The organism is Actinomyces culturomici, from assembly GCF_900499005.1.
GTDB classification, from domain to species: domain Bacteria; phylum Actinomycetota; class Actinomycetes; order Actinomycetales; family Actinomycetaceae; genus Pauljensenia; species Pauljensenia culturomici.
The window spans coordinates 611,739-624,529 of the sequence record NZ_LS991317.1 but is presented as its reverse complement, the minus strand read 5'-3'; the positions used below and the strand labels follow the sequence as shown (position 1 = coordinate 624,529).

Below are 12,791 nucleotides of genomic sequence, written 5' to 3'. Positions count from 1 at the left end.
CCAAGCCCTCATCGCCCTCGCCCACCGACGCATCCTCACACTCCACGCCATGATCCGAGACGGAGCCCTCTACAACCCCAACCCGACAACACACCTGCCAACAGCCGCTTGACACACCACATAGGGGGCACCCCCATCGAGCTCCTGCGGGCCGTCCACCCGGCCGACGTGTCCTCGACGCAGGGCACCGGCATCGGCGGCATGGAGTCCCTCCGCAAGGTCTTCCTCGACCGGTTCCTCGGCGAGGACCGACCGCAGGACATCCTCCAGGAGGCCCTCCCCAACGTCGTCGCCGCCCACACGATGCAGTCCTACATCGGCGGATACGGGCAGATGATCCACCCGGTCGGCGCCTGCGCGACCGCCGCGGTCTCCATCGAGGAGGGCTGCGACAAGATCCTCCTCGGCAAGTCCGACTTCGTCGTCGCCGGCGGCATCGACGACATCGGCGTCGAGTCCCTCACCGGCTTCGGCGACATGAACGCGACCGCCGAGTCCGCGGCCCTCGCCGCGCGCGGGATCTCCCCGCGCCGGTTCTCCCGGGCCGGCGACCGTCGCCGCGCGGGCTTCCTCGAGGCCGCCGGCGGCGGCACCGTCCTCCTCACGCGCGGCTCCATCGCCGCCGACCTCGGGCTCCCCGTCCTCGGCGTCGTCGCCTACGCGCGCTCCTTCGCCGACGGCGCCCACACCTCGATCCCGGCCCCCGGCATCGGCGCGATGGCCGCCGCCCGCGGGGGCGCGGACTCCGGGTACGCGAGGGCGCTCGGCGCGCTCGGCCTCACGGTCGACGACGTCGCCGTCGTCTCCAAGCACGACACCTCGACGAAGGCGAACGATCCCAACGAGGCCGACCTCCACGCGACCCTGAGCCGCGCCCTCGGCCGCTCGGCGGGCAACCCGCTCCACGTCATCAGCCAGAAGACCGTGACGGGCCACGCGAAGGGCGGAGCCGCGCTCTTCCAGACCGCCGGCCTCACCGAGGTCTTCCGCGACCAGCGGGTCCCCGGCAACGCCTCGCTCGACTGCCTCGATCCGGCGATGGCCGAGTTCGCGCCGCTCCTCTGGGTGCGCCGCCCCCTCGACCTGTCGGCGACCCCCGTCCGCGCGGGCGTCCTCACCTCCCTCGGATTCGGGCACGTCTCCGCCCTCGTCGCCCTCGCGCACCCCAGCGCCTTCGAGGCGCGGCTCGCCGCCGAGCGCGGCGAGGACGCGGCGGCGCTCTGGCGTGACCGGGCCGGGGCGCGGCTCGCCGCCGGACGGGCCCGTCTCGAGCGGGCGATGATGGGCCGCGCGGCCCTCTACGAGCCCGTCGACGGCCGCCGCCTCCCGAAGTCCGGCGCCCACGAAGTCGAGGCCGCGATGCTCCTCGACCCGGCGGCCCGACTCGGCGCCGACGGCGTCTACGGGGAGCGCTGGTGACCGGCGCTGTCCACGCGCAGGGGTGCGGCGTCGACCTCGTCGGCGTCGCCCCCTTCGCCGCCCAGCTCGCCGAGCCCGGCTCCGCGTTCCCGACGGTCTTCACCGACCGGGAGTGGGCGCACTGCCTGGGGCTCGACGCCCCGGCGCGCGCTTCGGGCGCGCCGGGCGGCTCGGGCGCTGTGGGCGCCCCGTCGAGGGCCGGAGGCCCCGACGCCGTCAGCGCCCCCTCCCTCGGCCCGCGCGCCGCCGAATCGCTCGCCGCCCGCTGGGCCGCGAAGGAGGCGGCGATCAAGGCGTGGTCGGCCCTCATCGCGCCCGAGCCCCCGGTCCTCGACCCCGCGACCCTCGACTGGTCGGACATCGAGGTCGTCCCGGACCGCTTCGGCCGCCCCTTCCTCCGCTTCCACCGGCGCACCGCCTCCGCCCTCGTCGATCTGGAAGGGCGCCTGGGGGCGCGGCTCGACTGGGCCCTGTCCCTCAGCCACGACGGCGGGTTCGCGATCGCCGTCTGCCACGTCCTCGCGCTCGCGCCGATCGACGAGGGCGGGGCCGGAGGCTCGCAGTGCCCGGCCGATCGGCCTCAATCCCCTACCGGAGGCGGCTCCGCCGCCCCGCATCCCACAGACCCGCGCATCGAATCGCGCTGACATCGAAGAGAGGTACCCATGACCACCGCCGCGCCCGTCCGCGTCCTCGCGGACCGCGTCATCGCCCGCCGGTCCCTCGCGACCGACGCGGCGCTCGTCCTCGGCTCCGCCGCGTTCGTCGGACTCCTCGCGCAGGTGACGATCCCCATGTACCCCGTGCCGATCACCGGCCAGACGCTCGGCGTCATGGTCGTCGGCGCGATCCTCGGCGCCCGGAGCGGCGCGGCCGCGATGGCGACCTACGCGGCGCTCGGCGTCGCGGGCGTCCCGTGGTTCGCCGAGTTCGGCGGCGGGCCCGCCTACGTCCTCCAGCCGTCCTTCGGGTTCATCCTCGGCTTCATCGTCGCGGCGTGGGTCGTCGGGCGTCTGTCCGAGAAGCGCTGGGATCGCTCGCCGCTCGCGTCGCTCGGCGCCTTCGGCCTCGCGTCCGCGATCCCCTTCCTCGTCGGCGTCCCGTGGATGTGGGCCGTCCTCCACTTCCTCTTCGGGAAGACCCTGGGGCTCGCCGCGACCCTTCAGGCGGGCGTCATCCCCTTCCTGCCGGGCGGCGTCGTCAAGTGGCTCCTCGCCTCGGCGATCCTCACCGGCGCGTGGAAGATCCTCGACACACGAGCTGGGCGTACGGAGCCGGCGGGGCGGACCGGGCGCCCCGGGCGCTCCGGTCACGAGGCCTGAGCGGAGGCGATCCGAGCTCTCGACCCGCAATGACGCACACAGTTTCCGGTCTTCCGACAGCTGAACCAATCGGGCGCCGGAAGAAGTCCCTGGTCAGAGCACTTCCCTTTGCGCGACCCCGGAGAAACTGTGTGCGTTTCTGCGGGTAGGTGCGGACTCAGCCAGGCGGGAGCACCAGCTGCGGGCTGTCGAGGGATTGAAGACCCGACCGCGCGTCATCGATAGACGCCCGACGAGGCGCCCCTCCCTCGCCACCAGTCGAGATCGTCCGGAGAGTCGAGGTCGCGGCACTCGTCGCCGACCTCGACTCTGACGAGGTCGAGAACGCGCAGAACACGGCGGACGCCGAGATCATGAAGCGATCCGGCGTTCGCCGTTCTCGAAACGTCGAGCGCCCGCCTGAGGGACTGCGCGGAGTAGACGCCCTGGAGGAATTGATCGAAGGGCTCGGGCTCGCCGCCGCGGGCAATCGCCCCGTCGCGGCCCGCCTCGTGCGCTGCGCGCGCAGCCTCGATGAGCCGCGGCGCGAGGAGTCCGATTCCCGGCGAATCGACGCTCGTCACGAGGATGAAACCCCCCGCCCGCCCGTGAGCGGACCGGTCGAGGGCGTCGAGCCCGGCGCCGATTCCGGCGAGCGGCCCGCCGCCGGGCGGATCTTCCATCGTCCGCTCGACGCTCGCGGGTACGTCCACCGAGTCCGGTGCGACGACGACGATCTGTCGGGCGCCCGCGCGACGAACTGCGTCGAGGACGCGGTCGAGAAGGCGCCCTCCGACGTCGAGGTCCGCCTTCGAGGCGCCGCCGAGCCGAAGGCCCCGCCCGCCCGCTAGGACGATCGCGTCGAGCTTTTCGGCGCCGGTCGCGCCAACGTCCAAGGAGGCCACCGGCTGCCCCGAATCGGCGGGCGAGGACGTTCCAGAATCGCGCATGTGGCTCATTGTGCCCGGCAGGACGGCGGGGAGCACATGACCCTGCTCGTCCAGAAGCGTTTCCTCGTCCGTCCACGCACATGACCCCGATTGGCGTCATGCGCCTGCGCTCTGTGCGAGCTCGATCGTCGAGTCGTGACATCGCAGCGCCGGCATCGCGACTGCCGGTGACGTCGCCGACGGGAAGATCCCCTCGACGCGCGAAGGTGATGCTCTCGACGCGCGAAGGTGATGCTCTCGGTGAGGGGAGGGGCGGGGAGAGGAGGATCGGGGGCTTTAACAGGGGAGATCCCCTTCTAGTTCGCGATAGGGTGTCCCCATGTCCCTCGAGTTCACCGGCGCCGCGCCCGAGTCCGCGACTCCGCGCGCCCATGGCCTCGATGGACCGGAGCAACGGCTGGATGCCCAGGCCCACCGCTCCCACGACCTCGACGGATCGGAGAAGCGGCCGGAAACCGCGGCCCCGACCGGGCGACGAGAGGTCGCGCTCCTCGAGGATCGCTTCGGCAGAATCGCCCGCGACCTGCGGATCTCGCTGACCGACCGGTGCAACCTCCGCTGCTCCTACTGCATGCCGCCCGAAGGGCTCGACTGGCTCCCCGCCGAGGAGACGCTCACCGACGACGAGGTCGTCCGCCTCGCCCGCATCGGCGTCGAGCGCCTCGGTATCCGACGGATCCGCTTCACCGGCGGCGAACCCCTTCTGCGCAAGGGCCTCGAGGGGATCATCGCCGAGTGCGCGGGTCTGCGGACCGACGAGGGCGAGCGCCCCGGCCTCGCCCTCACGACGAACGCCCTCGGCCTCGAGAAGCGGGCGGCAGGGCTCGCCGCTGCGGGCCTCGACCGGGTGAACATCTCCCTCGACACGCTCGACGCCGCGCACTACGCGGCGATCACTCGGCGCGACCGGCTCGCCGACGTCCTCGCGGGGATCCGCGCCGCGCTCGACGCGGGCCTGCACCCCGTGAAGATCAACGCGGTCGTGCTGCGCGGACTCAACGACGCGGACCTGCCCGACCTCTTCGACTACTGCCTTCAAACGGGCCTCGAGCTGCGGATCATCGAGCAGATGCCGATCGGGCCGAGCGACGCCTGGTCGCGGACCAGGATCGTCACGGCCGAGGAGATCCTCGGCCTCCTGCGCACCCGCCACGACCTCGTCGCCGTCGACCGCGACGACCCGCACGCGCCCGCGGACTCCTGGATCGTCGACGGCTCGACGGCGCGCGTCGGCGTCATCGCCTCGGTCTCCAAGCCCTTCTGCGCGGCCTGCGACCGCACCCGCCTCACCTCGGACGGACAGATCCGCTCGTGCCTCTTCTCCACGCGGGAAACCGACCTCAGGAGCCTCCTTCGGAACGGCTCCGGGGATGAGGAGATCGTGGAAGCATGGAGGGGCGCGATGGCGATGAAGCCCGCCGCGCACGGTCTCGATGCCGACGACTTCGCCGTCCCCTCGCGGACGATGAGCCGGATCGGCGGTTGACGCCGAAACGTCCTTCGGCTCCTTTTTTCACTGCTACGATCCTCTATATTCGGCGAGGGGCTCCTCATCCCCCTCGCGACGTCAGAGTCGACCAGGAGAGACATGAGCACCGCGACCTCCCCGAGCCCCGAGATGAAGGGGCACGTCCTCACCGATTGGAACCCCGAGGACCCGCAGAAGTGGAACTCGAAGATCGCGTGGACGACCCTCGCGATCTCGACCTTCTCGATGGTCATCGCGTTCTGCGTCTTCTTCCTCGTCTCCGCGATCGCGCCGAAGCTCAAGCTCATCGGCTTCGACCTCACCGCCGGCCAGCTCTACTGGCTCGCCGCGATGCCGGGCCTCTCCGGGGGCCTCGTCCGCCTCCTCTACATGTTCCTCCCGCCGATCCTCGGCACCCGCAAGCTCATCGGATGGTCCTCGCTCCTCTACCTCATCCCGATGCTCGGCTGGTTCTTCGCCGTTCAGGACACCTCGACCCCCTACGGGGTCCTCCTGCTCCTCGCCTTCCTCTGCGGCATCGGCGGCGGCACGTTCTCCGGCTACATGCCCTCGACCGGCTACTTCTTCCCGAAGCGCCTCGCCGGCACGGCCCTCAACCTCCAGGCGGGCATCGGCAACCTCGGCATGTCGATCATCCAGCTCCTCGGCCCGTGGCTCATGGGCTTCGGACTCCTCGGCATCACCTTCATCGCCCCGCAGCGCCAGGCCGACGACACCGCGATCTTCGTCCACAACGCCGCGATCTTCTTCGTCCCGTGGACGATCGTCGCCGCGATCCTCGCCTTCACAATGCTCAAGGACGTCCCGGTCAAGGCGAACTTCCGCCAGCAGATCGACATCTTCTCGAACCCCAACACGTGGTTCATGACGCTCCTCTACGTCCTCACCTTCGGCCTCTTCTCCGGCTTCTCCGCCCAGTTCGGCCTCCTCATCAACAACACCTTCGGAGCCTCCTCGCCGCTCGCCGAGGCCGGGTTCTCCAACCTCCCGCTCGGCGCGACCTACGCCTTCCTCGGCCCGCTCATCGGCTCGCTCGTCCGCGTCGCCTGGGGTCCGCTCTGCGACCGTCTCTCCGGCGGCTTCTGGACCTTCGTCTCCGCGGCCGGCATGGCGATCACCCTCGGCATCGCCGCCCTCTTCCTCCACCCGACCGACCCGAAGCAGTTCACGCCCTTTCTCTGGGCCATGCTCGCGATGTTCTTCTTCGCGGGAATCGGCAACGCCGGCACCTTCAAGCAGATGCCGATGATCATGCCGAAGCTCCAGGCCGGCGGCGCGATCGGCTTCACCGCCGCGATCGCCTGCTTCGGCCCGTTCTTCGTCGGCGTCGCCCTCTCCGCCATGGACGCGCAGCTCTGGTTCTGGATCTGCGCCGTATATTCCGCGCTCTGCGCGCTCATCTGCTGGATGCGCTACGCCCGCCCGGGCGCACCGTTCCCCGGCTGATCCCGCTGCGGCGGGGCTCCGGCCCCGCCGCCCCACCCTCGTCCCCCCAACAGCCCGACAACCCGACGACCCGCGGACCGACAACCGAATCCCCGGAACCGCGCCGACCCGCGGACCCCGCCCACGGCAACCGACTCGACGACGAAGGAGTCACCGATGCCCACGACCACCACCCCCGCCACCGCGAAGCGCNCACATCTACCCCGCTCTATTCGTCGGCAGCGTCAGAGGTGTATGAGAGACAGGTTCGCCATGGGCTCGTGGCTCCGTCGCGGGACCGCGAGCGCCGACGCCCGCCAGATCTTCCTCGAGGGCGGACGCGAGGCCGACGAGTTCTACCGGCAGCGCCACCACTACGACAAGGTCGTCCGCTCGACCCACGGCGTCAACTGCACGGGCTCGTGCTCGTGGAAGGTCTACGTCAAGGACGGGCTCATCACCTGGGAGTCCCAGGCGACCGACTACCCGTCGACCGGACCCGACATGCCGGACTACGAGCCGCGCGGCTGCCCGAGGGGCGCGGCGTTCTCCTGGTACGAGTACTCGCCGACCCGCATCAAGCACCCCTACGCGCGCGGCGTCCTCGTCGACATGTACCGCGAGGCGAAGTCGCGGCTCGGCGACCCGGTCCTCGCGTGGGGCGACGTCGTCTCCGACCCGGTGAAGGCGAAGGCCTACAAGTCCGCGCGCGGACGCGGCGGCATGGTCCGCGTCTCCTGGGAGGAGGCCATGGAGATGCTCGCCGCCGCCTACGTGTGGACGGTGAAGACCTGGGGACCCGACCGATGCGCCGGCTTCACGGTCATCCCCGCGATGTCGATGGTCTCCTACGGGGCGGGCGCCCGCTTCCACCAGCTCATCGGCGGGACGATGCTCTCCTTCTACGACTGGTACGCGGACCTCCCGCCGGCCTCCCCGCAGGTGTTCGGCGACCAGACCGACGTCTCCGAGGCGGGCGACTGGTACAACGCCCAGTACCTCGTCATGTGGGGGACGAACCTCCCGCTCACGCGCACGCCCGACGCCCACTTCATGACCGAGGCCCGCTACCACGGCCAGAAGGTCGTCGTCGTCTCGCCCGACTACGCGGAGAACACGAAGTTCTCCGACGAGTGGCTCCGCGTCCACCCCGGCACCGACGCCGCGCTCGCCGAGGGCATGGCGCACGTCGTCTTCAAGGAGTTCTACGTCGACCGCCGCGAGCCGATGTTCGCCGACTACGTCACGCGGTACTCCGACTGCCCGTTCCTCGTGCGGCTCGACGAGGTCGACCCGTCCTCGCTCGACGGGGTCGTCGGAGCCGAGGGCGCGACCGGCGCCCTCAAGCCCGGCAAGTTCCTCACTGCCTCGATGATGCCGGAGGGGACGACCGAGCGGACCGAGCACAACGCCCACCGGCCCCTCGTCATCGAGGCGGACGGGACGGTGAAGGACCCGGGCGGCACGCTCGCCGACCACTACGGCGCCGAGGGCGAGGGCAAGTGGAACCTCTCGCTCGAGGGCGTCGAGCCGGTCCTCTCCATGATGGACACCGACGAGTGGGAGCCCGTCGAGGTCCTCCTCAACCGCTTCGACCTGCCGGCCTCCCAGGGGACGACCTCGGTCGGCGCGGGCGTCCTCCGCCGCGGCGTCCCGGCCCGGCGGATCAACGGGCACCTCGTCACCACGGTCTTCGACCTCATGCTCGCCCAGCACGCCGTCGAGCGCGAGGGCCTGCCCGGCGTCTGGCCGACCGGCTACGACGACGCGGACTGCCCCGGCACGCCCGGCTGGCAGGAGACGATCACCGGCGTGAGCGCGAAGGCGTGCGAGAAGATCGGCCGCGAGTTCGCCCTCAACTCGATCGAATCGGACGGCCGCTCGATGATCCTCATGGGCGCCGGCACGAACCACTACTTCCACTCCGACCTCATGTACCGCGGCTTCCTCACCCTCACGACGATCTGCGCGTGCGAGGGCAAGAACGGCGGCGGTTGGGCCCACTACGTCGGCCAGGAGAAGGTCCGCCCGATCACCGGCTGGCAGCAGTACGCCCTCGCCCTCGACTGGCAGCGGCCCCCGCGCCAGATGATCGCGACCGGCTGGTACTACATGACGACGAGCCAGTGGCGCTACGACGGCGCACGCGCCGAGGCGATGGCGAACCCGCTGGGCGCCGGGAACCTCGAGGGCAAGATGATCGCCGATACCCTAGTCGAATCCGCCCAGCGCGGCTGGATGCCGTCCTTCCCCGCCTACGACCGCTCGCCCCTCGAGCTCGGGCGCCAGGCGAAGGAGGCGGGCATGGCGCCCGCCGACTACGTCGCCCAGGAGCTCACCGAGGGCCGCCTGAAGTTCGCGGTGACGAACCCCGATTCGCCGGAGAATTTCCCGCGCATCCTCGCGAACTGGCGGACGAACCTCCTCGGCTCGTCCGCGAAGGGCACCGAGTTCTTCATGAAGCACATGCTCGGCACCGTCAACCACGTCAACGCCGAGGAGCTCCCCGAGGGGCACCGGCCGTCCTCCATCGAGTGGAAGGACGAGGCCGCCGAGGGCAAGCTCGACCTCATGTGGGTCGCGGACTTCCGCAACACCTCGACGACCCTCCACTCCGACATCGTCCTGCCGGCCGCGACCTGGTACGAGAAGCACGACCTCTCGTCGACCGACATGCACCCCTTCGTCCACTCTTTCAACGCCGCGGTCAACCCGCCGTGGGAGGCCCGCGCGGACTTCGAGATCTACCGGACCCTCGCGAAGGTGTTCTCCGAATTCGCGAAGGACCACCTCGGGACGCAGCTCGACGTCATGTCGATCCCGCTCTTCCACGACTCCCCCGACGAGTACACGCTCGCCAACGGCGTCGTCCCCGAGCGCGACGGCTGGCACCCGGGCGTCGACATGCCGAAGATCATCCCCGTCGAGCGCGACTACACGATGATCGGGACGAAGTTCGAGCGCCTCGGCCCGCTCGCCGCGAAGGCCGGACTCGCCCAGAAGGGCTTCATGTTCGACGCCGCCGCGGAGACCGAGAAGCTCGCCGACCGCAACGGGCGCGCCCCCATGGACGGGCGGCCCGGCGAGGGCAGCGCGCTCCTCGACACGGACGTCAAGGCCTGCGACATGGTCCTCGCGCTCTCCGGCACGACGAATGGGCGCCTCGCCTACACGGGCTTCAAGAACCTCGAGAAGCGGACGGGCACGAAGCTCGCCCACCTCGCCGAGGGCGACGAGGAGAAGCGGATCACCTTCGCCGACACGACGATCCAGCCGCGCTCGGTCATCACCTCGCCCGAATGGTCCGGCTCGGAGACGGGCGGACGCCGCTACTCCGCGTTCTGCCAGAACGTCGAGCAGCTCCGCCCCTGGCACACGCTCCCCGGCCGCCCGCAGTTCTCCCTCGCCCACGACTGGATCCAGGACCTCGGGGAGTCCCCCCCCGTCTCCCGCCCGCCGCTCGACCTCGCCCACATGTACGGCGAGAAGCCCGTCGGCCACGTCGGCACCTCGCCCGAGGGGACGGCCGAGGTCGCGGTCCGCTACCTCACCGTCCACAACAAGTGGGCGATCCACTCCCAGTACTTCGACAACCCCTACATGCTCACGCTCGGGCGGGGCGGCCAGACGATCTGGATGAGCCCGCAGGACGCCGAGAAGATCGGGGTGCGGGACAACGAGTGGGTCGAGGCGTACAACCGCAACGGCCTCGTCACCGCCCGCGCGGTCGTCTCCCACCGCATGCCCGAGGGCACGGTGTTCATGCACCACGCCCAGGAGCGCATGGTCGGCACGCCCCTCACCGAGCGGACCGGCAAGCGCGGCGGCATCCACAACTCGCTCACGCGCATCGCGATCAAGCCGACGCACGTCGCCGGCGGCTACGGCCAGATCTCCTTCGCGTTCAACTACTACGGACCGACCGGCAACCAGCGCGACGAGGTCACCGTGATCCGCCGCCGCAACCAGGAGGTGCAGTTCTGATGAAGGTCATGGCTCAGATCGCGATGGTGATGAACCTCGACAAGTGCATCGGCTGCCACACCTGCTCGGTCACCTGCAAGCAGGCGTGGACGAACCGCGAGGGCGCCGAGTACATGTGGTTCAACAACGTCGAGACCCGCCCCGGCGTCGGCTACCCGCGCGGCTGGTCGGATCAGGACAAGTGGAAGGGCGGCTGGCGCCGGACGAAGTCGGGCGGCTTCGCCCTCGCCCAGGGCGGCCGGCTCGCGACCCTCGCGAAGATCTTCCACAACCCGACGATGCCGACCCAGGACGACTACTACGAGCCCTGGACCTACGAGTACGACAAGCTCCTCCAGACGCCCGCGAACCAGAACTCGGCCCCCTCGGCGAAGCCCGTCTCGGCGATCACAGGCGACCCGATGGGGACGATCCAGTGGGGCCCGAACTGGGACGACGACCTCGGCGGCTCGATGGAGACCCTCGACGAGGACCCGGTCCTCAAGGCGATGAGCCTCGAGGTCTCGAAGACCATCGAGGACGCCTACATGTTCTACCTCCCGAGGATCTGCGAGCACTGCCTCAACCCCGCGTGCGTCTCCGCCTGCCCGTCGGGCGCGATGTACAAGCGGACCGAGGACGGCATCGTCCTCGTCGACCAGGACAAGTGCCGCGGCTGGCGCATGTGCGTGTCGGCGTGCCCCTACAAGAAGGTGTACTTCAATCACACGACCGGCAAGGCCGAGAAGTGCACGCTCTGCTACCCGCGCCTCGAGGCCGGCCTGCCGACCTTCTGCTCGGAGACCTGCGTCGGGCGCCTCCGCTACCTCGGCGTCCTCCTCTACGACGCCGACCGGATGACCGAGGCCGCCGCGACCGAGAACGAGGGCGACCTCTACGACGCGCAGCGCGAGATCCTCCTCGACCCCTTCGACGCCGAGGTCGTCGCCGCCGCGCAGGCGAACGGGATCCCGCACTCGTGGATCGTCGCCGCCCAGCAGTCGCCCGTCTACCGGCTCATCGCCGACTACCGGGTCGCGCTCCCCCTCCACCCCGAGTTCCGCACCCTCCCGATGGTGTGGTACGTCCCGCCGCTGAGCCCGGTCGTCGACCGCGTGACGGCGAGCGGCGCCGACGGCGAGGACCACAGGGTCCTCCTCTCGGCGATCGCGCAGATGCGGATCCCGCTCGAGTACCTCGCGGGGCTCTTCACCGCGGGGAACACGAAGCCGGTCGAGCTCGCCCTGCGGCGCCTCGGCGCGATGCGCTCGTACATGCGCGACCTCCGCAACGGGAACCCCGGCAACGAGGAGATCGCCGCCGCCGTCGGGATGACGGGCGACGAGGTCGAGGCCATGTACCGGCTCATGGGGATCGCGAAGTACGACGACCGCTACGTCGTCCCCACCGCGTCGCCCGAGACGCCGCGCGGCATCAAGGGATCTCGACGACTGCCCGGTCTCCTACGACGTCGAGGCCTTCCACGGCATGAGCGCCGCCTCGCCCTCGTCGATGACCGCCCAGCCCGAGGGTCGGCGGATGCTCCCGCTCGAGGTGCGCCGATGAGCGCGTTCCTCGGAGCGCCCCGCATGCCGGCGCCCCCGGCCCGTGAGACGAGCGACGAGCAGCGGCGCATCGCCCGCATGGCGTGCTCGCTCCTCCTCGACTACCCCGACGAGGGGACGGCCGAGGAGATCGCCGCCGTGCGCGCCCAGCTCGACGCCCTCGAGCCCGAGGTCGCGGCGCGCCTCGGCGCGTTCTGCGATGCGGCCGAGGAGATGGGTCTGCGCGCCCTCGAGATCGCCTACGTCGACACCTTCGATCAGAAGCGGCGCTGCGCCCTCGGCCTCACGTACTACTCGCACGGGGACACGCGCTCGCGCGGGCAGGCGCTCCTCGGCTTCCGCGAGGTCCTGCGCCGCGCCGGCTTCGAGATCGAGCGCGACGAGCTGCCCGACCATCTCCCGCTGCTCCTCGAATTCGCGGCGATGGACGACACTGGCGCCGCCGAGCACCTCCTCGAGGCGAACCGCCACGGCATCGAGGTCGTCCGCTCCGCGCTGCGCGCGGCCGACTCGCCGTGGGCCGACGTCCTCGAGGCGCTCGTCCTCACCCTTCCCGAACCGAGCCCGGAGGTCGTCGCCGCGTACGAGCGGCTCGTCTCCCAGGGCCCGCCCACCGAACTCGTCGGCGTCGGCGACCTCGACGCCGTTCCCTCCCCGCTCTCCGTCCCGGAAAGGTGAT

General features: G+C 70.8%; 7 protein-coding genes and 2 pseudogenes. 8 read left to right on the top strand and 1 reads right to left on the bottom strand.

Translation table 11 applies throughout. The features are described from left to right. Positions 1–123 precede the first annotated feature (123 nt). From DY157_RS09860 to DY157_RS09850, 3 genes and pseudogenes are all read left to right on the top strand, one after another. Positions 124–1,419, top strand: a pseudogene (locus DY157_RS09860) (beta-ketoacyl synthase N-terminal-like domain-containing protein); the annotation flags it as partial. Next, positions 1,416–2,066, top strand: a complete 651-nt coding sequence (locus DY157_RS09855) for a 4'-phosphopantetheinyl transferase superfamily protein (protein ID WP_115728433.1) — start codon at positions 1,416–1,418, stop codon at positions 2,064–2,066. The pseudogene DY157_RS09860 and the gene DY157_RS09855, both read left to right, overlap by 4 nt. An 18-nt stretch (positions 2,067–2,084) precedes the next feature. Then, entirely contained in the window at positions 2,085–2,741 is a 657-nt protein-coding gene (locus tag DY157_RS09850; RefSeq protein WP_115728432.1) for a biotin transporter BioY, read from the top strand. Positions 2,742–2,956: 215 nt separating this feature from the next. Here DY157_RS09850 and mobA read toward each other — a convergent pair whose 3' ends face one another. Continuing rightward, entirely contained in the window at positions 2,957–3,670 is a 714-nt protein-coding gene (gene mobA, locus DY157_RS09845; RefSeq protein ID WP_115728431.1) for a molybdenum cofactor guanylyltransferase, read from the bottom strand. A gap of 319 nt (positions 3,671–3,989) precedes the next feature. Here mobA and moaA point away from each other — a divergent pair, with 319 nt between their 5' ends. The 5 genes and pseudogenes from moaA to narJ all read left to right on the top strand — a co-directional run bounded on the left by moaA (position 3,990) and on the right by narJ (position 12,790). Next, positions 3,990–5,156: a GTP 3',8-cyclase MoaA gene (moaA, locus tag DY157_RS09840; RefSeq protein WP_115728430.1), complete on the top strand. Its 1,167-nt coding sequence runs from the start codon at positions 3,990–3,992 to the stop codon at positions 5,154–5,156. A gap of 102 nt (positions 5,157–5,258) precedes the next feature. Beyond that, positions 5,259–6,605 carry a nitrate/nitrite transporter gene (locus DY157_RS09835; protein ID WP_115728429.1) on the top strand — a complete coding sequence of 449 codons (1,347 nt, stop codon included), beginning with the start codon at positions 5,259–5,261 and terminating at the stop codon, positions 6,603–6,605. A 234-nt stretch (positions 6,606–6,839) separates the two neighbouring features. After that, positions 6,840–10,568, top strand: a complete 3,729-nt coding sequence (locus tag DY157_RS09830; protein ID WP_115728428.1) for a nitrate reductase subunit alpha — start codon at positions 6,840–6,842, stop codon at positions 10,566–10,568. Next, positions 10,568–12,113, top strand: a pseudogene (gene narH / locus DY157_RS11530) (nitrate reductase subunit beta). The gene DY157_RS09830 and the pseudogene narH overlap by 1 nt, the downstream one beginning before the upstream one ends. Continuing rightward, complete coding sequence (gene narJ, locus DY157_RS12000) at positions 12,110–12,790, top strand: nitrate reductase molybdenum cofactor assembly chaperone (protein ID WP_174232157.1); 681 nt, start codon at positions 12,110–12,112, stop codon at positions 12,788–12,790. The pseudogene narH and the gene narJ overlap by 4 nt, the downstream one beginning before the upstream one ends. Position 12,791: the final 1 nt, after the last annotated feature.